Origin of the sequence: Streptomyces sp. NBC_00876 (assembly GCF_045207435.1) — a bacterium.
In the GTDB taxonomy this organism is placed as follows: domain Bacteria; phylum Actinomycetota; class Actinomycetes; order Streptomycetales; family Streptomycetaceae; genus Streptomyces.
In genome coordinates this window covers 539444-562355 of record NZ_CP108800.1, presented here as the reverse complement: position 1 = coordinate 562355, position 22912 = coordinate 539444, and the positions used below count along the sequence as shown (strand labels likewise).

Genomic DNA, 22912 nt, shown 5'->3' with positions numbered 1-22912 from the left:
GTCGGCGTGCCCGGTCAGGCCCACTGCAGAACGGTGCCGTCGTCGAGCGGGCCGGTGATCCACACCGCTACGGTCCGGCGTGGGTCCTCGGCTCCGCTCGGTGCGACGGCGTGCACGTTTGCGCCGTCGAAGATGTACATGTCTCCTGCGCGGATCGGCAGCGTGATGCTCTCCAGCCCGGTCAGTGCCTCCAACGGGTAGCCGTAGCTGTCGGGCCGCATTCCCATTGCCTGGCGGTCATCCGGGGTGAACGAGGCGTTCCAGTAGACCAGTTCGCCGCCGGGGCCGTTCTCCAGGCACACGAGCGCGTTGCAGACGCGCTTGACTCCCTCGATCTCGAAGCCGGCCAGATGCGGGAGCATCCAGCTGTGCACGGCGTCGTCGTGCGGCAGCAGGCCGAAGGACTTGCTGTCCGCGCGGGAGCGGAGCTTGTACGCCCCGGCCCGACGCCCCTCGTGCTCGGCGAGCCGGAACGGGATGCCGCGCCCGGCCAGGTAGGCCTGCCACTCCCCGAGCAGGGAGGGCAGGGTGCGGCCGGGCCCGTCGCAGAGGGCGGCGAGGGCGGTGCGGGTGCGCTCGGACTCGGTCAGGTAGGCGTCGAGGGAGCCGGAGGCCAGCAGCAGGGGCCCGATCGCACGCTCGGTGCTGCGGGTGGCGTTCGGGCTGGCGAGCAGGGGGCTGCCCCAGAAGCTGCGGCAGGTGCGCTCGCAGACCTCCGGAGTCAGCGCCCCGCGGAAGATGGCGCCGGCGACGCGGCCGCAGAGCACATCCCAGCAGGCGTCCCAGTCCACGCCGTCGCTCTCCAGGAATCGGAAGTACCCGGCGTCCTGTTGCCGCTCCGGCGGGAGCTCGGCGGGGTCCGGTGCGGTCATGGCTGACGTTCTCCCTCGGTCGGGGCGGTCAGTAGGCGATGCTCACCACGGTCTGCGGTGAGCCGTGCACCTTGCGCGCGTGCTCCTGCATGGCCATGACGCCAACCAGGCCCTCGGGCGTGTAGAAGCCGCTGAGTTTGGTGTAGGCGTCGAAAGTCACCTGGTCCCCGTCCCGGGTGACGCCCGAGGCCGGCTCGGGCGTCATGCGCGCGTCCTGCGCCACCCAGAGGTGGCCGGCCGCGGTGTCGGCCAGGATCCGGTCGAAGAGCGCACGCAGCGCAGTGACCGTGAAACTCCCGGAGTAGTAGACCGCGCGGCTGCCCCAGTTCAGCGTGGGGTGGTGGGAGCCGAACTTGAAGTAGTGGTCGCGCCTGCGGATGCCCAGCCGGCAGTACTCCTCCAGGCTGACCCATCTCCCGTCGGCCAGGTGGAAACCGTCGGGGGTGATGATCTCGGTGTGCGGGAAGAGTCCGCGGACCGCGTCCGGGTAGTACTGACGGGTCTTCTCCCAGAACGGCCAGGCCATGGTCACCTTGGCGTCGTAGAGCGGGGTCGGCGGGTGGTCGAAGAAGAGCTCGCCGCGCTCGCAGGCCTCCATCCACTGGTCGAAGAAGCCGTTGTAGCGCAGGTCGTAGAACTCGTGGGCGCGGACCAGCCCGCAGTCCTTCCAGTGCACCCGGTCGAAGCCGAAGTGCCGGATGCCCTGTTCGCGCAGCCGCTGCACGGTGTACTGGACTCCGTGCGGCCGGGAGGCGTTGCCGGTGAGATGGTGCACGACCAGGTCGTCGCCGAAGCGGGCGCGCAGCGAGGTGGCGAGGCTGTCGACGGGCGCGCCGAGGCGTCGTACAGGGGTGCCGAAGTCGTCGGGGAACGCCTGGTACAGGGCGTGCACCTGGTCGGCTATCTCCCAGCCCGAGGCCGGGCACTGCACCTCGGCGATCTGGCCGGGGGCCGGCTCGTCGGTACGGAAGTACCGGGGCAGTTCGAGGTGCCGTTCCGTCAGATTCTTGTGGAACGCGTGGTCGCGCTCCGGGGGCTGGCCGGTCAGGAGGGTGTCCGCGATGGCCGGGTCGGCCTCGCCGCGCACGCTGGCCAGGAAGACGTCACGGGTGATCCGCAGGTACTCGCGGATCACTGCGTTGCGGTCGACGAAGCCCTGGAAGGTGTCGTCGTCCATCGGATAGGGATGGTCGGAGATCAGATTGGTGAAGCCGACGTCCGTCCGGGTCCTGCGTTCGATGTCGTCGTCGATGAAGCGGTACCAGTGGCTCGCGCTCTGCTCCGCCATGCGGGCTCCTCTACGGTGGGCGGTCGGGTCACTCGGCGGTTTCGGCAGCCAGGGTGGCGAGGTCGAACCCGTACAGCCGGGCGCAGTTCTCCGTGGTCACGTGCTGGCGCGCCTGGGGGCCGGCGTCCTTGAGACCGCGGTCCAGGACGTTCCGGGAGTCCGGCCAGCTCCCCTCGTAGTGCGGGTAGTCGCTGCCCCAGAGGAAGTTCCCGGAGCCGAGCAGCCGCATGGTGAGCACGCCGACCTCGTCGTCGGTGAACGTGGCGTGCACCTGGCGCCGGAAGTACGCGCCGGGGGTCATCGTGAGGTCGGTGCGCAGGGCCGGGCCGAGCTTGTCGTAGATCCGGTCGGCGTGCAGCAGGTGGTAGGCGATCCAGCCGATGTCGTTCTCCGCCAGGACGATCTGCAGATCCGGGAAGCGCTGGAGGACCCCGGAGAAGATCAGGTCGGTGAGCGTGTGCTGGAGTTCCTCCGGGTAGCCCATGTTGCGCTGGATGCGGCCCAGCGGGCTGTCGTAGTCGAAGAGCTTCGGACTGTCCCGGTAGCCGGTGAGGCAGTGCATCGACACCGGCATGGCCAGCTCCTGGGCCTCCCGCCAGAACGGGTCGTTGGCCCGGCCGCCGAAGTCCCGCTCGGTGGGGGCGGAGGCCCAGACCGCGGCGCCCCGCAGGCCCAGTTCGCGACAGCGCCGCAGCTCTCGTACGGCCTCCTCGGTGTCCCACAGCGAGATCAGCCCGAGCCCGGCCAGGCGCTCCGGGGCGTGGCGCACGTAGTCGGCGAGCCAGTCGTTGTAGGCGCGGAAGCAGGAGCGCTGGAAGTCCCCGTCCGAGAGCCAGAACAGGTGCAGGCCCAGGCTGGGGTAGAGCACCTCGGCGGCGACACCGTCCAGGGCCATGTCCTTCAGCCGCGCGGCCGGGTCGCTGCCGCCCGGCCGGGCCGACTCCAGCGCGGTCTCCACGTCGGTGACGAAGCCCTCGGGCGTCGCGTCGGTGGCATAGAGGCTGTTGACCAGGGCGGGCCGCAGGTCGTCGCAGCTGAAGTACCAGCCGCGCCGCCCCGCGTCCCAGGAGACCCGGGGCGCACGGTCGCGGTACCTGCGTTCCAGGCCCTCGGTCCACAGTCGCACGGGTTCGACGACATGCGAGTCGGCCGAGAGTACGGGAGCGGTCACGAATGCACTCCTCACGGGGGAGAGCCGGCACGGCGTGCCCGGGTGGGCGCAGCGCGGCTCGGGGCGACGGCGAGGCGGGGGACGCGGAACTCGCAGGCCACCACAGGGGCTCCAGGGGCGGCCGCAGCTCGCATTCCATTGTTGTCCCGCGCCTGCTCCGGTCAAGGGGGTGCCTTGCCGAGCGTGACGATCAGGACACCTTGCGTGGAACCGCGTGGTGGTGGGGCGGAGCAACGTATGCCACCATCCCGAGCATGTCGGACCCAACCTCGGAGACATCCGGGCGGCAGGGCGTGGACCTCCTGCTGCTCAGTGCCTCGAACTACCCGGCACTGCCCATCTACCCCTACGCCTTCGTCCAGGTCTCGGCAGTGGCCGCGCGCCACGGCCTGACGACCGCCCGCCTGGACCTGCTGCGCACACCCCGGACCGAATGGCGTTCGGTGCTGAGCGCGGAACTGGAGCGCACCGACCCCCGCCTGATCGGCATTCACCTGCGGCAACTCGACTCCATCTTCATCTGGAACTATGCCGAAGCCGACCTGCCCGGCGCCCCGCAGGTCCGCCGCAACAGCTACTGGCCGATGCACGAGTCCGAGCAGTTGATCAAGCTGTTACGGGAGTTGACGGACCGGCCGGTCATGATGGGCGGCTTCGGCTTCAGCACCAGGCCGCACGCCCTGCTGGAGCGGCTGCGGCCGGACTTCGGGGTCGTCGGCGAGGCGGACGAGGTGCTGGGCCGCCTGGACGACGTGCTGGCCGGGCGCGATCTGGACGGGATCGCCAACCTGGCCCACCGCAGCGGCGACGGCTTCAGGACCAACGAACGGGTCTTCCTGCCGCCCGCCGGCGCTCCCGAGTACACCGAGGAGATCCTGCACGACCTGCTGGAGTTCTACGGAGCCGAGCGCGTCCTCGGCCCCGATCCGGAGGTCCACGTACCGGTGGAGGTGCAGCGCGGCTGCCCGTACCGCTGCTACTTCTGCACCGAGCCGATGGTCAAGGGCCGCCGCCATCAGGTGCGGGATCCGGACGTCGTCATGGCCGATATCCAGTTCCTGGCGGATCGCGGCGTCACCCGGATCTGGCTGGTTTGCTCCGAGATCAACATCGGCCGCAACGACCTGCTGTTCGATCTGGCGGCCAGGATGCGCGGGCTCAACGCAGACCGGGACCGGCCGGTGCACTGGACGTGCTACCTGCTGCCCAATCCGGCACTGGAGCGCGCGGACATCCGGCTGCTGCTGGATTCGCACTTCGAGCCGAGCTGGAACCAGTTCGGCTCGTACGACGACGCCAACCTCAAGCGCACCCGCGTGCCCTACCGCGCCCGGCACGCGGTACAGGCACAGGTCTCCTGGCTGGAGGAGGAGGAGACCTACCGCCTGGAGCGGGGCCTGCCCGTCCCGCCGCGGCGGCTGGACATGTTCCTCGGCAACTCCTACGCCACCCCCGAGACCGTCGCGACCACCCTGCGCACGGTCAGCGACCTGCGGCTGGCCGAGCGCTTCGAGGACTCACTGATCACCCGCGCCACCCGGGTCTTCGACCTGGGCGAGGGTCTCACCGGAGAACCGGCCGACACCGCGTACTCGGTCGGACCGCAGGGGCGGCTGGACGCCGTCGACCTGCTGTACCCGACGTTCAGCTACCCGCCCGCGCTGGTGGCGGCGCTCGGGGACGCCCGGACGGTCGACGAGTTCTTCGCCCACGTCGAGACGACATACCTCTCCCGTGCCCACCGCTCACACCTCGACTGGCGGGCCTTCCTGGCGCGGTACACCGGCCCGGCAGAACTGACCGCCTGGTGTGCGCGCCTCGTGAGCACGGGTGAGGACGCGAGCGCGGACGTACGCGCCGTCCACGCACAGCTCGTCGCCGACGGCGCCGCGGGCCTCGCCGAACGCCTGCTGGACACCACTGCGACGCCCGGGTCCGAGACCCCCGGCACGCTCGCCCGGACCTCGGTCGAGCTGATCGTGGCCACCGAACTCCCCGACGTACGACGGGCTCTGGCGCGGATCGGTCTGCCGGGCTACTGGGACGACCGGACCGGCCGCACGGCCTACGAGGTGTGTGCCGCGCTGGCGGACCGGTTCGCCACCACTGACGAGGTCATCGCCGCCGCCCGCGACGCGGCAGGGTCCGGCGACCCCGCGGTGCCCCTGCTCGCCGTGCGCTACTGCCTCTACGACAACAACGTGGTGCTGCGGCCGGACTACACGCGGGTGCTGTTCGCCTCCTGAACCGGGTGCGGGGTGGACCTCCACCCCGCACCCGGCCCGGCACTACCGCAGCGACAGGTACCGGCCCGGCCCTCCCTCGCGCACGGTGTCCAGCGTCACGCAGTGGAAGGACCCGCCGAAGCTGTAGACATGGCGGAAGTCGACCGGGATGCAGCGGAACCCCCACCCGGTCAACGCATCGATCAGGGGCCGCTCCTGGCGTTCCACCACCACCGTCCCGGGATCCAGCGAGAGTACGTTCATGCTCACCCACGGGCTGCAGAAGTACATCGGCCAGTCCGCGGGCAGGGCGGGCGCCGGCGCGGGCAGGATCTCCCAGCCGTCGAACAGCTCGCTGTGCACATAGCGCTCCGGATTGACCAGCAGCCTGCCGGGAGCGAGCGCGGAGACGGTGGCGTCGATGTGCATGGCGTGGGCGTCGTCCGTCTCCACGACGGAGACGGTGAACTCGGGGCCGAGCGCGCTGCGCATCCAGTCGATGCCGAACGCGTTGGTGACATGGCTGCGCTGGACGATCAGATCCTGGCCGAAGCGCAGGAAGTCGGCGGCGTCGAAGACCGGCTCGAACTCGGTGACCGCCCACTGCCCGGGCGAGCCGGGGCTCCTGTACAGCTCGTCGGTCAGCTGAGGACGTGGTGCCGGCAGCCAACGGGCACCACGGCGGAAGTACGACTTGATCAGCGGCCGGAAGGCGTCGGCCTCGTGGTAGCGGCAGCGCCAGGACATCGGCGCCTCGATGATGGCATCGCCCACCACCATCAGCGAGTCCCTGGGCATCGCGGCGTACAGGCCGCCGTCCGACTCCCAGCCGGGGGTGCGGAAGGGGCGGTGGTGCGGTGCCGCGTCCGGGCGCAGAACCCGGATGCCCTCCGACGCCAGTACGTCGGCCAGGCCGTCGAGTTCGTCCTCGGCGGCCTTGAGGTGGCGCTCCGGCAACGGCTTCCCGCCGAGCTCCTGGAAGACCGGCCAGGCGGACTCGGGCATGGTCTGTCTCATCGACTCGTGCCAGGTGGGGAACACCGCACCCGCCAGGCTCCCCACCACGACCTCGCGCAGGGGGTCCCACTCGGTGTACGAGTTGACCGCGCGCCCGGTAGGCGCGCGCGTCCCGTCCCGCGCCGGCTGTGTGACCTCGCCCGTCATACTCTCCCGCCCTCGCCCGGGCCGGGGGCCGTCGCTCCCGGCGCGCAACCTTCGTCGTTCTCCGTCCGGCGTGGAGCGCTGGCCAGCCCGCCCGCCGTCTCGCCTCCGTCGATCACGAACGCCTGCCCGGTCACGAACGCCGCCTCAGGCGAGGCCAGATACGCCACCAGGGCGGCGATCTCCTCCGGGGACCCGAGCCTTCCCAGCGGCAACGATCTTTCCTGGTCCCGGAGTTGCTCGTCCGTGTACTCGGCCCGCTGCATCGGGGTGAGTACGTAGCCGGGGCAGACGGCATTGACCCTGATGCGCGGGGCCAGTTCCAGCGCCATGGTCCGGGTCAGTTCGATCAGACCCGCCTTGCTCACGTTGTAGGCCGCGTAGTCGGGCATACCCACCATCCCGCTGACCGAGGCGGTGTTCACGATCACCCCTCCCTCGCCCGCCGCCATGCGGCGGGCCGCTTCCCGGGCCACCAGGAAGGCGCCGGTGATGTTCACCCGCAGCGTCCGCTCCCAGTCCTCGAGCGAGGTCTCCAGGAACGGGCTCCGAATGCTGATGCCGGCGTTGTTGCAGACCACGTCCAGCCCGCCCCAGGCCGCGTCCGCCTCGGCGAAGGCCCCGCACAGCTCGGCCTCCGTCCCGACGTCGGCCGCCAGCAGCAGCTCGGCCCCGGGCCCCTCCTTCGCGAATCGGGCGAGCGCGTCACGGTCGCGGTCCAGTACGGCCACCCGGTCACCGTCCGCCAGGAAACGTCGCGCGATGGCCGCGCCGATCCCCGAGGCTCCGCCGGTGACCAGGACGCGGCGCGGTCGCCGCGGGTCCGGTCCGGTGGGCGCTGTCAACTCGTTCGGCATGCGATCCCTTCTGCTGAGCGTCTGTGGACAGAACAGCTATGCGTCCGCGCTCGGATCATTGCTGCGGGAGAAGTCGCCGGTGCGCACCGCGTCGTAGAGCCGCTTTCCGGTGGAAGCGGGGCTGAAGAAGAAGCGCGTCGGCTCCTGGCGGCGCAGCATCCCGTGGGTGACGAAGTCCCGGACGGTGGCCCGCCAGTACGCGGGCCCGAGGGCGCCGAGCAGCCGCAGGTACTCCCGCAGCCCCAGCGGCTCACCGAACCAGTGGTTCACGGAGACGGACGGGGTGTGCGCCCGGACGTCGTGCCACCAGCCGCGGGGGATGTACAGCAGGTCGCCCGGCCTGAGCCGGGCGTGGTGCAGGACCGCCTTCCGCAGGCGCGGGAAGCGTCCCAGGTCCGGTTCGGCCAGGTCGATCCGACTGTTCACCAGGTTGTCCGGGAAGGGGTAGACCGCCCTGCTGTCCCGCCAGTCCAGCAGGATGACGCTCTTCTCGCCCCAGACCTGGCAGAAGAAGTTGTCCTTGAGGTCGGAGTGCAGCATGGAGCGGGTTCCGGCGGAACCGATCCACACCCGGGTGTCGGTGCCGTGCCCGTCAGCCGGGCACAGGGACGCGATGTCGTAGTCGGCCGGATCGAAGATCTCGTGGGCGCGCTGGTAGGCGAGGTAGCAGGGGGCGACGGGTCCGGCGGCCGTCATCCGGTCCAGGAACTCGCCGAAGGAAAGCTCCCGTTCGTAACCGCGCTGGTCCTGCGGGAAGAGCACACCGGTCGCGGGGAGGTCCAGCAGGGCCGTCACCCGGCGCTCGCCGTGCCGCTTCGCCAGGTCCGCCGGGTTCCAGCCGGTGCGCGCCGGCCAGTCCTCCATGAGTCCGGAGCAGACCAGCGGGCCGGAACGAGCGGCAACCCTCCGACGCAGCGCGCCCACGTCGGCCGCGGCCGCGTGCTCGATCGGGCGCACCGTCAGCCCGGCCGCCCGCAGGAGCGGGACGAGCTCGTCCGGTGGTCCGGATGACGCACCCGCACCCTCGTGCCCAGCTGATGACCGTCCCGCTCTCTGGCGTTCGATTGGGGTCATGGCATCCCACTGTCCGGTGAAAGCGCAGCGGCGCAAAGACCCGTTCACGCCCTGATCGCGGTCGAGCACCCGGTTTTCGGTCAGAGTGGTTGCAGCGTGACCTGCGGGGCCGGGCGCGGTGCGGGCGACGGTGATTCCGGGGCGGGTCCGGTCACCAGTGGGGCGTCGGTACGTTCGGCTTGTCGTCGTCGCCGCGTACCGGTCGCGGGGGCTGATTGAGGACCTCGCGAGCCGTGCTCCCGTCGTCACCGGCAGAGTGCTGCCGGGCGCGGTCCCTGCCGCCGAGGAGGGGGGTGACGAGTCGGAGAAGCAGGGCGAGTGCTGCTTTGGTCCGTTCCACGGTGATTCCTTCCAGGGGGTCTGGGAATATCCACCGCGCATCTGAACAATAGACATCAGTACAGGCCGGGGTGGAGTCATCTCGCTGATGAGGAGGGTCGGGTGGGCGGCATCGGTGGGGACGGCCAGTTACCGGGTCTTCGCAAGGCGGCCGAACGGACGGCGTCCGGAACACAGTTGTCCGAGGACGCCGTCCGGGTGTTCCGGTGGGTGAGTGATCAGGGATCGTGCGACGCGAGCACGCTGGGCGCGACACTCGGGCTCCCGGAGAGCTGCGTGGCCGCGGCCGTGGCCACCCTGACCGCGCTGCTGCTGCTGCGGCACCTGCCCGAGGACCCCGGCCGGCTCGTGCCGGTGGCGCCGGACGCGGCCATCGCGGCGCTGGTCGCACCCAAGGAGGCGGGGCTGCGCCGGCAGCTCGCCGAGATCGACCAGCTGCGGAGTGAACTGGCCCTCCTGACACCGTTCTACGCGGAGGGCCGGCGCCGGTGGCAGGGGCGGACACCGCTGACCGAGGTCACGGATCTGAAGACCGTGGTGGGCCTGATCACCGAGGCGACCATGCGGTGCCGGCAGGAGGTCCGCACGTGTCATCCCGGCGGGGGCCGCTCCCCGACGCTGCTGGAGCAGGCGTTCATACGGGACCGGGACATGCTGCGCCGGGGCGTGCGGATGCGCACGCTGTACCAGCACACCGCCCGCTACCACCTGCCCACGCAGGAGTACGCGCGGCGGATGACCGACGAGGGTGCCGACATCAGGACGCTGAGCGAACTGTTCGGCCGCATGGTCGCCTTCGACGGGGACGCGGTGTTCATCCCGCACCAGGACGACCTGGACGCGGCCATCGTCATCCACGATCCGTCCACGGTGGCGTACCTGTGCGCGACCTTCGACCATGCCTGGTCGCTGGCCGAGCCCTATCAGCCCGCCTGGACGGAGAGCTCGGCGCGGGGTGAGGTGAAGCAGGCCATCGTGCGGCTGCTGGCGGAGGGCATGAAGGACGAGATGGTGGCCCGGCGGCTGGGCATGTCGCTGCGCACCTGCCGCAAGCACATCGCCGAGATCATGGAGCAACTGGGCGCGGCCAGCCGGTTCCAGGCCGGCTATCTGGCCCGTGTGGAGTCCTCCGGTCCGGCCGCGGCGGCCCCGGGCGGCGCCTGAACGCCGCCCGGGCCGCCGCGGCCCTGTCACCGGGTGCCCGGCCCGGCCGCCTGCTCCCGCGCGAACAGCAGGGTGAGCCAGGGGAGTTCGTAGCACGCGGCCTCCGTGCCCGCTGCTGAGTGCGCGCTCACCTCGGGACAGGACGGCGGAGCCAGGACGCCGACGTCGATCAGGCCCTCCAGAGCGCGCTGCGTGTCCCGGCCGCCCAGGCCCAGGGCGCGGGCGGCGACGGGGAGGGAGAAGGCCGGTTCCGGCAGCGCGGCCAGGGCATGGAGTGTGTCGCGGGCGGGAACGGGCAGCCGGGCCCAGGCGCCGGCGAGGCGGGCGCGGACCCCGAGGCCGCCGGAGGCGAGTTCGTCCAGGGCCTCCAAAGGGTGCTCGAGACGGTCCGCGTACTGCCCGAGCGGCATGTGGCGCAGTACGGACAGACGGTTCCCGCCCGCCCGCAGTGCGAACGGGAGGAGTCCGGTGGCGTTGACGATGCGTGCGGCGGCGGCGTACTCGGCGGCCAGCCGGGTCCGGCCGATGATGGAGCCGAGCAGGTCCAGGGCCTCCTCGGCGGACAGCGGCGGCAGTTCGGTCCGGTGCGCGGACTCCAGACAGGGCAGCCGGCTCCGTGAGGTGACCAGCGTGGCGGTGGGACCCGACGGGGGCAGCAGCGGGCCGAGGGCGGCGGCGTCGGGCGCGTCGTCCAGCAGCAGCAGGATCCGGCGCCCGGAGAGCCAGGAGCGCCAGGCGGTGGCGGCCTCCTCCCGGTCGGAGGGCAGCCGCTCGGTGCACCCCAGGGAGCGGGCCAGCTCCGCGAGCACCGAGGCCCACGGGCGGGTGGATCCGTCCTCGGCGCACAGCCGGGTGGAGACCACACCGTCCGGGTAACGGTCGGCCAGACGGTGCGCGATGTGCACGGCGAGGGCCGTCTTGCCGACGCCGGCCGGGCCGGTGAGGAGCACCGGCGGCCCGCCCTCGCGGCCCAGCTGCGCGCCGACCGCCTCCAGTTCCCGCGCCCGGCCGGTGAAGTCGGCGAGGTCCGGCGGGAGCAGCCGCGAGCCGGCGGCCCCGCCGCGTGAACGGGGCGGGGCCACGTCCTCCAACAAGGAGCGGTAGGCGCATTGCAGCGCCGTTCCGGGTTCCAGGCCCAGTTCCCGCGAGAGTTGCTGACGGCATTCGTCGTAGGCGGCCAGCGCCTCGGTTCTTCGGCCCACCCGGTGCAGCGCGGTGAGCTGGGCGGCGCGCAGCCGCTCCCGCAGCGGGTGGCGGCTCACCATCTCGTCCACGGTGTCGGCGACCGGGGCCGGATCGCCGCTCTCCAGCTGGGCCTCCGCCCACGCCTCGTACACGGCCAGCCGGCGGGTGTGCTGGCGTTCGACGGCGGAGCGCAGCACATCGGCACGGGAAGCGAGGTCGCTGAAGGGGTCATGGCGCCACAGGTCCAGTGCCTGCCGGTAGAGCCGGGCGGCACGGCTCGGTGCCCCCGCGCGCACCTCGGCATCGCCGAGCCGGGCCAGTTCCTCGAACCGCAGGCTGTCGCACTCCTGCGCGGTGAGGTGCAGGACGTAGCCGCCGGGACCGTGGTGCAGCCGGCCGAGGTCGTCCGGGTCGAGCACCCGGCGCAGCGTCGAGACGTACACCTGGAGGTTCTTGCGGGCGGTGCGGGGCGGAGCGTCCGGCCAGACAGCGTCGGTCAGTTCCTCCAGTGACACCGGCGCGTTCGGGCGGGTGAGCAGGACCGCCAGGACGAGGCGCTGCTTCAGCGGGCCGAGCGGCAGCGGCAGGCCGTTGCGGGAGGCGCGCAGCGGACCGAGGAGGGTGACCCGCAGAAGGGCGGTGGCGCCTTCACCGGCGTGCTCTCGCGGAATCCCGGGATCCGCCTCCGTGCCGCGGCTCACCGTAAAGGTATCGGTCATTTTCCTTCAGCCCCTTCCCCAGCCGGTGTCGTCGGTGTTCCGGGAGAAGAGAACAATTCCTTGCACGAAAGCCTCCGGGGAGCGGTCGGGGGGGTGAGCGAATCCGCGAGGAGTCCTGAATACTTCGGGAATTCGAAGGAATTCCTTCCGTTCTTCACAGCATGGTCACAAGCCGGGGGCTGGGCCATGGGCTCGAGGATGGCTCAAGGTGCATGCAGCAACGCACCCGCCGGGATGAAGGGTGAACACGTGTACATAGCAAGGCGAATCGACCGGCCGTGTTCGGCCCGCCGCACACCAGGAGGGCCCTGCGCCGCGTACCGGCCCCGAACCGGGCACCAACCGCGACCGAACCGGCGGCGCGCACGCTGGCGCCGCATGTCCCGGCGACCGACGGAGGTGACGCGATGCGACTGGCGGAGATCATCGAGCTGCGTCCGGTGCCGGCTGCCGGACTGCTCGCCACCCTTACCAGGCGCTGCCCGCTGAGCTGCGCCCACTGCTCCACCTCGTCGGGGCCGCGGGGCGAGGACACCCCGGCCGGGGCGTTGCGCCGCTTCGTCGGCACCTTCACCTCCGCGGACCGTCCGGACGTCCTCATGCTCACGGGCGGTGAGCCGCTGCTGCGGCCCGCGCTCGTGGACGACCTCGCGGTGCTCGCCGCGCCGGCCGGAACACGGACGTCCGTACTCAGCGGCATGTTCTTCGCGGCCGACGGGCGGGTACCCGCCCGCATCATGCGCGCACTTCAGCATGTCGCCCATTTCTCGGCGAGCATCGACGTATTCCACGAACGTGAAGTCCCGCGCGCCGCGGCCTTCCGTGCGGTGCACCGCATCATGGAAAGCGGAATCGACGTGAGTTTCCACGTGGTGGGAAATTCGGTGGATGATCCGTACCTCGCGGACATCACCGCCGCCATACGGGCCGAGTTCCGGGACCGGGCGGCCGTACTGGTCAATCACATCCGGCCGGCGGGGCGGGCGGCCTCCTGGGCGGCCGCGCGGAAGGCCCCGCCCGAGGACGCCGGGCGGTCAGGTCCCGCCGAGGGGCGCCCGGCACCGTGCGCCATGGCTGCCTGGCCGGTGGTGGCCTTCGACGGCGCCGTCGCGGCCTGCTGCAACCAGCGCGTGGTGGACGCCCGCCCGATGCCCGAGCACCTGCGCCTGGGACACATCGCCGTGGACGACTGGCCGCTGATCAGACGCCGCTGCCAGGAGTCACCCGTGCTGCGCACCATCCGTACCGCAGGGGCCGGGGCCTGCGCGGACTGCCGCAGCCTGGCCCGGCGGCCCGCGGCGCTGGACGCCGCGCAGCGGGCCGGGTCCCGTCCGGCGGCCGGCGCGATGGACGCGCTCGGCGCCCGGCTCCAGCGCGACGCGGGGGCCGCGGTGCTGCTGCGGCGGTACGGGAGCGAGCGGTACGCGCCCCTCGTGCAGCTCGGCGGCCGCGGCGACGGGGAGGATCCCGCATGAGCCCGCCGGCCGTCGCGAGCCTGCGGCTCGAACTGTCCCTCGTGCAGCCCGTGCTGCGGTCCGCCGCCGCCCGTATGTGGCGCTCCGACGCGGGGCTCGCCGGCCGGTACCGGCACTACCTGCGCGCGATGCACCAGGTGATCCGTGCCTCCGTTCCGCTGATGGAGCGCGCCGCCGCACGATGCGGGGCGCTGCCGCGGGACCCGGTGGCACCACCTCTCGCGCGCTATCTGCGGGCGCACGCCGAACAGGAACGCGGCCATGACGAGTGGCTGCTCACCGACGCCGCGGCGGCCGGGGGAGCGCCGGACGAGCTGACCGGCGCCGCCCCGCCGGCCCATGTCGCCGCCCTGGTGGGAGCGCAGTACTACTGGATCGAGCACAGTCATCCGGTGGCGCTGCTGGGCTACATCGCGGTACTGGAGGGCAACGCGCCGGCGCCCGGTCTGGCCGGCCGGCTGGCGCGGGGGACCGGGCTGCCGCCGGCCGCTTTCGAGACCGTACGTCTGCACGCGGACCTCGACGACGGGCACAGCGCCGACCTGGACCGGCTGCTCGGCCGGCTGCCCCTGGACGCGGAGCAGCGCTCCCTGGTCGCCGTCAGCGCCCTGCACACGGTCGCCGCCCTCGCCGAACTGTTCGACCGCATCGCGGCATCAACCGTATCGGAGAGCGCCCATGAATGAGCACGCGCACGATCGCGACCGCCTGCGCACGCTGGAGGACGCCGGGTTCCCGCTGCACAGCCTCTCGCCCGAACAGCGGGAGGTCCTCCAGGACCTCAGCGCGGAGGAACTGACCCTGCTGCTGGGGCTGAAGGAACGGCTGGACGCCGCCGAGCCCGAGGTGCAGGCGCACAGCGAGATCGCCGGCGGAGCGCTGTTCTGATGACCGCCACCGCACGGATGAGGTGCCCCCGGTGCCCCGAACCGCCGCCGGACGGGTCAGCGTTCTGCCCCCGGTGCGGAACCGCCTGCGTGGCCGCGGCCGGCAGCGCCGCCGCCGAGGAACGCCGGGTGGTGACCGTGGTCTTCTGCGACCTCGTCGGGTCCACCGCCCTGTCCGGGCGGCTCGACCCGGAGACGCTGCGCACGGTGACCCTCCGGTACTTCGCGCTCATGCGGGCCCGGATCGAGGAACACGGCGGCACGGTGGAGAAGTTCATCGGTGACGCGGTGATGGCCGTCTTCGGGGTTCCGGCACGCCACGAGGACGACGCCCACCGCGCCCTGGCAGCCGCCCGAGGGATGGTCACCGGCCTCGACGGACTCAACGCCGAACTGGAGCACGAGCACGGGGTGCGGCTCGCCGTCCGCATCGGGGTGAACACCGGCGAGGTCGTGGTGAGCGTCGACCCCGCCGCCCGGCAGGCCCTGGTCTCCGGCGAGGTCGTCAACATCGGTGCCCGGCTCGAACAGCACGCCGGTCCCGGCGAGATCCTGATCGGCCCCGCCACGCTGAGCGCCGCCGGCCCCTCCGCGGTCACCGAATCCGCCGGATCACTGTCCCTCAAGGGCGTCGGCGTCCCTGTCCCGGCCCGCCGACTGGTCGCCCTGCACGAGGACGACCCGGAGCGGGTCCGCCGCTTCGACACCCCGTTCATCGGCCGTGAGCAGGAACTGGCCGAACTCCGCCTGCTGCTGCGCAAACTGGCGGCTGACCCCCGTTCGCACCTGGTGACCGTCTACGGCGAGGCGGGCCTCGGCAAGACGCGCCTGCTGCGCGAGTGGCTCAGGGACTGCCCGGCGTACGGCGAGGGCCGGTGCCGTCCGTACGGCGAGACCGGGACCCTCGCCCCGCTCGCCGAAGCGGTACGCCAGGTGCTCGCGGCCGTCGGGGAGGACGCCGGGCTCACAGGGCTGCCCGCCCACGAGCGGACGGAGGCGCAGCAGGCACTGCGCCTGCTGCGGACCGGTCTGCTCGCCGACGGCACACCCAGCCCCTCGGCGGACGACACCCTCATGGCACTGGCCTGCCTGCTGGACGCGCTCTCCCGTGAGCGGCCCGTGGTGCTCGTACTCGACGACTGCCACTGGGCGTCCGCGCCGCTGCTCGACCTGGTCGACCGGCTGCTGGACGAGCTCGACCGCTCCCCGGTCGCCCTGGTGTGCGCCGCGCGCCCCGAGTTGCTGGAGGCCCACCCCGGCTGGGGTAGCGGCCGGATGCGTTCCGCGTCGCTCATGCTCACCCCGCTCACGCGGGAGGAGGCCGCCGCTCTCGCCGGTGAGCTGGTCGAAGTGGCGGCCCACCGGCAGGGAACGCTCGAGGGCGCCCTCGACCGCGCCGAGGGCAATCCCCTGTACCTGGAGCACCTGACCGCCATGGCCGCCGAGTGCGACGACCTGCCGCTCACCGTGCACGCCCTGCTCGGCGCCCGCATCGACGCACTGCCTCCCGAGGAACGGACCCTGCTGCAACTCGCCGCCGTCCTGGGACGCGAGTTCCGCCGCGCCGAGCTGACCGAACTGGCCACCGCCGAGCACCCCGGCCCCACGGAGTCCGCCGCCGGTCTGCTGCGCGGCCTCGTGCGGCGCAGGCTCATCGAGGCAGGGGGCCGCACCCTGTCCACGAGCTCCGTCCTCCGTTTCGGCAGCGCCCTGGTGCAGGAGACCGCCTACCGAGGGATGGCCAAGAAGGTACGCGCCCGGCGGCACGAGCACGCCGCGCGGCTGCTCGTCCGGCACGAGGCGGGTGACGCGGCCGTCGGCACCCATCTGGCCCGCGCCCACCGTCTGCTCACCGAACTGGGGATGCACGACGACGACACCGACGTACTGCGGGCCCGCGCCGCCGCACTGCTCACCAGCGCCGGCGCGGCCGCCCTGGCACGCTCCGACCTGCCGTGGGCCGACGACCTCCTCACCCAGGGCCTGGACCTGGCGGCCCCGGGCGAGCCCGCCGCCGCCGAGGCCGCCCGCCGCCTCGGCGAGACGAAGGTCGCCCGCGGTGAACCGGTGCGCGGCCGCGAACTGCTGGCAGGCGCGCTCGACACGGCGGACCGGGCCGGCGACCTGCTGGGCGCCGCCCATGCCCGGCTCGCCCTGACCGCCCTCGACCCCCGGCACGGGTCCGCGGCCGACGTGGCCGGCAGCGCGCTCGCCCTGTTCACCGTGGCGGGCGACGACCAGGGCATCGCCCGCGCCTGCGTCCGCATCGCCCAGGACCGTCAGCGGCGCGGCCGGCACGCCGAGGCCGAGACGCTGCTGCGCCGGGCCCTGGACCACGCCGACCGGGCCGACGCCGAACCCGAACGGGCCCTGGCGCTCGGCGCGGTCGGCATCTCCCTGTGGCGCGGGCCGACCCCGGTCGGGCGGGCCGTGGCCCGCTGCGAGGAGCTGCTGACGGCCCACGGCGCCGGCCGGCCGACCGTCCGGGCCACCCTGGCCTGTCCGCTCGCCGTGCTCCTCGCCCTCCAGGGCCGCCACGACGAGGCACGCGAGCGGCTGGCCGAGGCGGCGCGGCTCGCCGGAGGCCTCGGCTACGCCGAGAGCGCGCTGTTCGTCCCGCTGTTCGCCGCCGAGGTCGAGGCCCTGTCGGGGACGCCGGAGCGCAGGCTCGCCCTGCTGGACGAGGCAGCCCGCGCCGGCCGGGAACTCGGCGCCACGGGCGCGCTGCCCGGCATCGCCCGCGAGCGGGCCCGGATCCTGCTGGAGCGGGGGGAGCCGGCCCAGGCGCTGGCCCTGCCCGGTCCGCGGGAGGCCGGCCTGCCCCCGGCGGAGTCCGCCGACGCGGACGGGCTGCGGGCACGCGCCCTCGCACTCGCCGGGGAGCCGGCCGCCGCGCGTGCCTGCGCGGAGCGGGCGACCGCCGCGGCCGGTGACACGGACTCCCCGGTCGTCCGCGGCACCGCGGCCCTCGACCTCGCGCACACGCTGCGCACGCTGGGCCTGCCCGGTGACGCGGAGCGGGAGGCGCGTACGGCGCTGCGGCACTTCGCCGCCAAGGGGCACCGGCTCGGCGCGGACCGCGCCGCCGCGTTCGCAGACGACAGCGCGGCCGCGGCCCGGAGCACGGACCGCCCCGCCGGGCGGGAAGGCGGGACCGTATGACCACCGGAACGGCAGGAGGGCTCACCTGGAGCCTGCGCGACCGTACTCCCGAGGACCTCACGATGCTCGCCGACACGGTGCCGGCCCTGCCCGCCGACCCCTCGGCGTGGTCGGACGGCGAAGGCGTACGTGTCTGCGTGGTCGACACCGGCGTGGAGTGCGGGCACTCCGGTGTCGGCGCGGTCCAGGGCTCCTACGAGGTGGCACCCGCGCCCGACGGGACCCTGCGTGTCGTCGACAGCGGTCCGCTGCCCGACGGCGCCGGCGACGACTGCGGGCACGGAACGGCGTGCGCCGGCATCGTCCGGCGGGTGGCGCCGGGCTGCGACCTGTACAGCGTGCGGGTGCTGGGCGAAGGCTTCACCGGCAGCGGCGACGCCCTGCTCACCGGGTTGCGCTGGGCCGTCGACCAGGGCTTCGACGTGGTCAATCTCAGCCTGTCCACGACCCGCCCCAAGTTCCTCGAAACCCTGAGGTCGCTGGCCGACCAGGCGTTCTTCACCGGCACCACGCTGGTGGCATCGGCGCACAACACACCGGTGGAGAGCTTCCCCTGGCGGTTCTCGTCGGTCATCTCCGTCGGTACCCACCGCGAGGACGACCCCGGGCTCTTCCTCTACAACCCGGCACCACCCGTCGAGTTCTTCGCACCCGGCCAGAACGTGCAGGTGGCCTGGACGGGCGGCAAGACCATCCGTACCACGGGCAACAGCTTCGCCACCCCCTTCATCAGCGGGATGTGCGCACGGCTGCTCGGCAGCCGGCCGAAGCTGACGCCTTTTCAGATCAAGCACGCGCTCTACCTCTCCGCCGCGAACGTACGTATCGGCGAACCAGGAACCCGAGGTGAATCATGAGCCAGTCCCACGGTCTCGTCCCCGCCGCAGGCGCGGGCCCCGCGACACGGGCCGGCAGTGCCGAGCGCGATCTGCTGCAGTCCGTCGTCGAGACGGCGCGGGCCATCTTCGGTGCGGCGGCCAGCTCCGTCCTGCTGCACGACCAGGAGGCCGACGAGCTGGTCTTCCAGGCGGTGGCCGGGGAGGGCGAGGAGTCCCTGGTGGGTTCCCGGTTCCCCGCAGGCCGGGGGCTGGCGGGCTGGGTGCTCGTCTCGGGCGAGCCGATGGTCGCCGACGACCTGAGGAAACAGGGCATGTTCGCCCGGGACGTCGCCAAATCGACCGGGTATGTGCCGGACGCGCTGATGGCGGCGCCGCTCGCCCACCGCGACCGGGTGCTCGGGGTGCTCGAAGTGCTCGACCCCGTAGAGCAGTCCAGGTCCAGCCTCTCCGAACTCGACCTTCTCGCCCTGTTCGCCCGCCAGGCCGCCGCGGCCCTCGCGGTCGTCACCGAACGGCGGCGCGACGAGGAACCGTCGGCGGTCCGGCTGCGGAGCCTGGAGCTCGTGACCGCGCTGCGGGACGTGCTGCTCGACGGAATGCCGCCCCAGGGCCCGCACGAGGGGTGAGACCGGGGGAGCCTCCGGCCCCGCGCGGTCGCGTCAGCCGGGTGCGTCGCCGTCCGGACCTGTGCCCTGGGAGATGTAGCGGCGGAAGCCCTGTGCCAGGGCCTTGAAACCGCACGCTTCGTAGAAGGTGTGAACGTACGCGTCATCCGCCGCCAGCAGCTGGACCTTGTAGCAGTCGGCCGACTCGCCCAGCCGAACGGCAGCCTCCATCAGCTGACGGCCGGCACCGCGCCGCTGGAAGGCGCCGGCCACCACGACGTTCTCCACGAACAGGATGGCCCGGCCACCGCGTGTGAGGTTCGGCATGACGAGGCAGTCTGCCGTCCCTGCCACAGCGCCGCCGACTTCGGCCACCAGGACCGTCCGTCCCTGCTGCCCCGATATTGCTGCCCAGACGGCACCTGCCGATGCCTCGGGCAACGGAGCGTCGTCGGGGTTCAATTCGCCGTAGAGAGCCAGCAAGGCCGGCAGATCCCCCTCAGCCGCTGACCGCACCGTGATCGTCATACGCTGAGCGTAGAACGAGCACCGCCGTGCACGTCGCAGCGGCTGCTCGTCAGGCAGCCGCCAGGGATCAGCGTGCCGCCGATTCCACGGCGTCGGCGGCGCGCGCCTCGCTCTTGCCGTCGGCCAGCAGGCCGCCGATCTCCCGAGCGCGCGCCCGCAGCCCGGGATCGCCGGCGGCGCCGGCGACCGCGGCGCGCAGGTCCGCGGCGCAGGCGCCCGCCGCCGGGAAGCTGCGGGCGACACCGGCGCGCAGACAGCCGGCGGCGAGGACCTGCTGTTCCGAGCCGTTGGGGGCGACGAGCAGCGGCTTGCCGTGCAGGAGCGCGGCGAGCACGGGGGCGGACGTCGCATTGGTCAGGACGAGGTCGGCCCGCTCCACGAGAGGTCCCATCCAGGGGCGGCGCCCCACGGTCAGGTCGGCGTCCGCGGCCGCCTCGGGAGCGCCCGAGCGCCCCAGTTCCACGACGGCCCGGTGGCTGCCCGAGGTGAAAGCCGCGTTGAGGCGCGGCCAGAGGCTGCTGCCGCCGAAGGTACGGCCGAGATGCACGTACGCCAGGGGCCTGGAACCCGGCAGCGGCTCCGCCGCCGGGGCCTTCGGCTCCCACCAGCAGGGACCGACATGCCGTACGGCCGGCGGCAGTTCGGCGCCCGGAACCTCCATGGCCGGGTGACCGCGCAGCAGGAAGGCGGTGCCGAGCAGCGGAGTGTCCGGGAACCGGTCGCGCCGTGGGGCGAGACCGGCCGCCTCCCGGATCGTCCCGTAGTGCTTGAGCGTCTCCGCCAGCCGCCACGCACGTCCGCAGTCGTCCGCAGGTCCGGCGCGGTAGGGCCACAGGTGCGCCGCCAGTCCCAGGACCACCACCGGCAGGGCGGCGGCCTCGGCGGCCACCAGCGCACCGTGACAGAGCACGGAGGTGACCAGGACATCGGGCCGCAGCCGCCGGACCGCGTGCGCCACCGCGGCGTACTGTTCGGCGCCCCGGACCGTCCAGTGGGCCACCGAGAGCGCCGTGCCGTCCGTGACGGCCGACAGCTCCAGGCCCGCCGCCGTGACCACGGGCGCGGCCCGCGGTCCGGCGAGGACATGGACCGTGTGGCCGCGGCGGCGCAGTTCACGGCCGGCCGCGAGGGCCGGATACAGGTAGCCGGGGTCGTTCAGCGGACACAGCAGCACGTTCATCGCGGGCCGCCCGTCGTCAGGTGGAGGCCCAGGTGGTGGGCGAAGAAGGCCATGATGTCCGCGTAGAGGGCGGCGCTGCGCGAGGCGCCCCGGGCGCCGTGGCCGACGCCGCTCTCGGTGCGCAGCACGACCGGCCCGTCACCCGTGCCGGCCCACTGCAGGGCGGCGCACATCTTCCGAGCGTGCGCGGGGTCGACGCGCGTGTCGCCGTCGAAGACGGCCAGCAGGACGGCCGGGTAGCGCTCGCCCTCGCGTACCCGGTGGTACGGGGAGTACGCGAGCAGCCGCGCGAACTCGGCGGGATCGGCCGCACTGCCGTACTCGTCGCGCCAGCTCGCCCCCATGCCCGACAGCTCGTAGCGCACCATGTCGAGCAGCGGCGCCGCGCACACGACAGCCGCGTAGGTCCGGGGCCGGCGGGTCAGCGCGGCGGCGGCCAGCAGGCCGCCGTTGGAACTGCCGAGGACGCCCAGCCGGCCCGGTGCGGCCCAACCGGCCCGCAGGAGATGGTCGGCGGCGGCGTCGAAGTCGTCGAAGGTGTTGTGCTTGTGCTCGCGGCGCCCGGCCCGGTGCCACTCCTCGCCCTCCTCCCCGCCGCCGCGTACGCAGGCCACCGCGTACACACCGCCCGCGCGCACCCAGGGCACGGCCTGCGGGGTGAAGCCGGGGGTCATGGAGGCGCCGAAGCCGCCGTAGCCGGTGAGAACGGCGGGGCGGGGGCGGTCGGGACGGCCCTCGGGGGACATCACGAACATGCGCACCTCGGTGCCGTCGAGGGAGCGCACGACCTCCTGGGTGACACTCACACCCTCGGCCGGCGCCACCGCCGGCGGACCGCCGGGCCAGGGACGCAGCTGCCCGCTGACGGCGTCGTAGTGCAGGACGGTGGTGGGAGTGATGTGGTCGGTGTACGCGAACCACGCCTCGTGCCCCGGCTCCTGACGTGAGATCAGACGAGTCACCGTCCCCCTTCCGGGCAGGGGTACGGTTCTGGTCCGGGCTCCGGTCAGGGCGTCGTGAAGCGTCATCTCGCCGACTGCGTGCCGGGTCCGTACGACCACCAGCAGCGGCCGCTCCAGTGCCGGGCCGTCCAGGACCGCGAAGTCCTGGAGCGCCGTGCCTGGTTGCTCGCCGACCAGGGTGCGCCAGAGACCGGGGTCCGTGGCATCGCGAGGGGCTGCGGCGATCCGGCCGCGCGGGGCACCGGCGGTCGTCCTGAGCAGCAGCGGTCCGTCGCCCGGCCGCAGGCGGACCGCCGTACGGGCGTCGGTGCCGTGCTGGAAGCGGCGCAGAGCGGGCCGGTCCGGACCGCTCACGGTCAGGTCGGCGGTCCACAGGTCGGTGCGCGGCGCCGTGCCCTCACTGGCACCGATGACCAGGAAGCGGCCGTCGGGCGAGGTGGCCACGGTGTAGTACTGGGTCTCCGGCCGTCCGGCGCCGAAGATCTCCGTGTCCCGGCCGGCCGGGGTGCCGATCTCGTGCAGATACACCCGGCGGTGGCGGCCCGCCCCGCCGGGAGCCTGCTCCGGCGGCAGCCGGCGCACGTAGTAGAAGGCCCGGCCGCCCGGCAGCCACGCCACGGGGGAGCGGCGGACCCGGTCCACGGGTCCGTCCACCACCTCGCCGGTCACCGCGTCGAGCACCCGCAGCACCGAGTGCTCCGTACCGCCCGAGGACAACTGCACGGCCACCAGGCCGCCCTCCCACGACGGCTCCCACGCGTCGAGCACCGTCGTGCCCGACGGGTCGGCCTCCAGCGGGTCGAACAGCACCCGGGTCCGGCCGCCCTCACGGACGGCGAGCACCGCCAGTTCCCGCCCCGGCTCCCTGCACAGGTGGAACTCCCGCCCGCCGCGCACCACCGGCGGGCCGGTGCCACCGCCGCCGAGCAGCGCCGCCATCCGCCCGCGCAGCACCTCCCGGCCGGGCCAGCGCGCCTCCTCGCCGGCGTAGAGCCGGTCCTGGGCGGCGCTCCACTCGGCGGTGGCGGGGTCCCGCGGATCCTCCAGCCAGCGGTAGGGATCCGCCACCGGCTGTCCGTGCACGATCTCCACCGGTCCGCTGCGGGCGGCGGCCGGGTAGGCGGGCCGGGCCGGCGACGGCCTGGCATCGCTGGGCGGGGACACGGTCATCGCGGCGCTCCAGGGACAACGGTCACGTCGGACACGGGAGAAGGACGGG

19 protein-coding genes are annotated in these 22912 nt (G+C 73.1%); 8 read left to right on the top strand and 11 right to left on the bottom strand.

Annotated features, from left to right (window positions below):
• Positions 1–14 precede the first annotated feature (14 nt).
• From OG782_RS02495 to OG782_RS02485, 3 genes are read right to left on the bottom strand one after another with little or no spacing between them, the layout of a single operon-like run.
• Positions 15–872, bottom strand: coding sequence for a hypothetical protein (locus OG782_RS02495; protein ID WP_406447734.1), 858 nt, complete (start codon positions 870–872; stop codon positions 15–17).
• Between the two features lie 28 nt (positions 873–900).
• Entirely contained in the window at positions 901–2160 is a 1260-nt protein-coding gene (locus OG782_RS02490; protein ID WP_406447733.1) for a hypothetical protein, read from the bottom strand.
• 28 nt (positions 2161–2188) lie between these two features.
• A complete protein-coding gene (locus OG782_RS02485) occupies positions 2189–3331 on the bottom strand; it encodes an amidohydrolase family protein (protein WP_406447732.1) in 1143 nt (380 codons plus the stop codon).
• 254 nt (positions 3332–3585) lie between these two features.
• Between OG782_RS02485 and OG782_RS02480 the strand changes: the two genes are divergently transcribed.
• On the top strand, positions 3586–5577 hold the full coding sequence (locus OG782_RS02480; protein WP_406447731.1) for a B12-binding domain-containing radical SAM protein: 1992 nt from the start codon (positions 3586–3588) through the stop codon (positions 5575–5577).
• A gap of 42 nt (positions 5578–5619) precedes the next feature.
• On the opposite strand, the gene OG782_RS02475 is transcribed toward OG782_RS02480, so the two are convergent.
• The 4 genes from OG782_RS02475 to OG782_RS02460 form a co-directional block, all read right to left on the bottom strand.
• Positions 5620–6720, bottom strand: a complete 1101-nt coding sequence (locus OG782_RS02475; protein WP_406447730.1) for an amidinotransferase — start codon at positions 6718–6720, stop codon at positions 5620–5622.
• Positions 6717–7574, bottom strand: coding sequence for an SDR family NAD(P)-dependent oxidoreductase (locus OG782_RS02470; RefSeq protein WP_406447729.1), 858 nt, complete (start codon positions 7572–7574; stop codon positions 6717–6719). The genes OG782_RS02475 and OG782_RS02470 overlap by 4 nt, the downstream gene beginning before the upstream one ends.
• A 36-nt stretch (positions 7575–7610) precedes the next feature.
• The gene (locus tag OG782_RS02465; RefSeq protein WP_406447728.1) at positions 7611–8648 is read right to left on the bottom strand and encodes a cupin-like domain-containing protein; all 1038 of its coding nucleotides are present in this window, start codon (positions 8646–8648) and stop codon (positions 7611–7613) included.
• A 151-nt stretch (positions 8649–8799) separates the two neighbouring features.
• A complete protein-coding gene (locus tag OG782_RS02460; RefSeq protein ID WP_406447727.1) occupies positions 8800–8988 on the bottom strand; it encodes a hypothetical protein in 189 nt (62 codons plus the stop codon).
• 101 nt (positions 8989–9089) lie between these two features.
• Between OG782_RS02460 and OG782_RS02455 the strand changes: the two genes are divergently transcribed.
• Positions 9090–10151 (top strand): LuxR C-terminal-related transcriptional regulator, encoded by a 1062-nt coding sequence (locus OG782_RS02455; RefSeq protein ID WP_406447726.1) that lies wholly within the window; start codon positions 9090–9092, stop codon positions 10149–10151.
• Between the two features lie 26 nt (positions 10152–10177).
• Here OG782_RS02455 and OG782_RS02450 read toward each other — a convergent pair whose 3' ends face one another.
• On the bottom strand, positions 10178–12055 hold the full coding sequence (locus OG782_RS02450; protein ID WP_406447725.1) for a BTAD domain-containing putative transcriptional regulator: 1878 nt from the start codon (positions 12053–12055) through the stop codon (positions 10178–10180).
• Between the two features lie 407 nt (positions 12056–12462).
• Between OG782_RS02450 and OG782_RS02445 the strand changes: the two genes are divergently transcribed.
• From OG782_RS02445 to OG782_RS02420, 6 genes are all read left to right on the top strand, one after another.
• Positions 12463–13530 carry a radical SAM protein gene (locus OG782_RS02445; RefSeq protein WP_406447724.1) on the top strand — a complete coding sequence of 356 codons (1068 nt, stop codon included), beginning with the start codon at positions 12463–12465 and terminating at the stop codon, positions 13528–13530.
• Positions 13527–14216, top strand: coding sequence for an iron-containing redox enzyme family protein (locus OG782_RS02440; protein ID WP_406447723.1), 690 nt, complete (start codon positions 13527–13529; stop codon positions 14214–14216). Before OG782_RS02445 ends, OG782_RS02440 begins: the two co-directional genes overlap by 4 nt.
• Entirely contained in the window at positions 14209–14418 is a 210-nt protein-coding gene (locus OG782_RS02435) for an aroma-sacti cluster domain-containing protein (RefSeq protein ID WP_406447722.1), read from the top strand. Before OG782_RS02440 ends, OG782_RS02435 begins: the two co-directional genes overlap by 8 nt.
• 89 nt (positions 14419–14507) lie before the next feature.
• A complete protein-coding gene (locus OG782_RS02430) occupies positions 14508–17579 on the top strand; it encodes an AAA family ATPase (protein ID WP_406447721.1) in 3072 nt (1023 codons plus the stop codon).
• On the top strand, positions 17576–18436 hold the full coding sequence (locus tag OG782_RS02425; RefSeq protein ID WP_406447720.1) for a S8 family peptidase: 861 nt from the start codon (positions 17576–17578) through the stop codon (positions 18434–18436). The genes OG782_RS02430 and OG782_RS02425 overlap by 4 nt, the downstream gene beginning before the upstream one ends.
• A complete protein-coding gene (locus tag OG782_RS02420; protein ID WP_406447719.1) occupies positions 18433–19044 on the top strand; it encodes a GAF domain-containing protein in 612 nt (203 codons plus the stop codon). The genes OG782_RS02425 and OG782_RS02420 overlap by 4 nt, the downstream gene beginning before the upstream one ends.
• Before the next feature lie 33 nt (positions 19045–19077).
• Here the strand turns inward: OG782_RS02420 and OG782_RS02415 are convergent, their stop codons facing one another.
• From OG782_RS02415 to OG782_RS02405, 3 genes are all read right to left on the bottom strand, one after another.
• A complete protein-coding gene (locus tag OG782_RS02415; RefSeq protein WP_406447718.1) occupies positions 19078–19551 on the bottom strand; it encodes a GNAT family N-acetyltransferase in 474 nt (157 codons plus the stop codon).
• Positions 19552–19618: 67 nt separating this feature from the next.
• Positions 19619–20731, bottom strand: coding sequence for a glycosyltransferase (locus tag OG782_RS02410; RefSeq protein ID WP_406447717.1), 1113 nt, complete (start codon positions 20729–20731; stop codon positions 19619–19621).
• Complete coding sequence (locus OG782_RS02405; protein ID WP_406447716.1) at positions 20728–22863, bottom strand: prolyl oligopeptidase family protein; 2136 nt, start codon at positions 22861–22863, stop codon at positions 20728–20730. The genes OG782_RS02410 and OG782_RS02405 overlap by 4 nt, the downstream gene beginning before the upstream one ends.
• Positions 22864–22912: the final 49 nt, after the last annotated feature.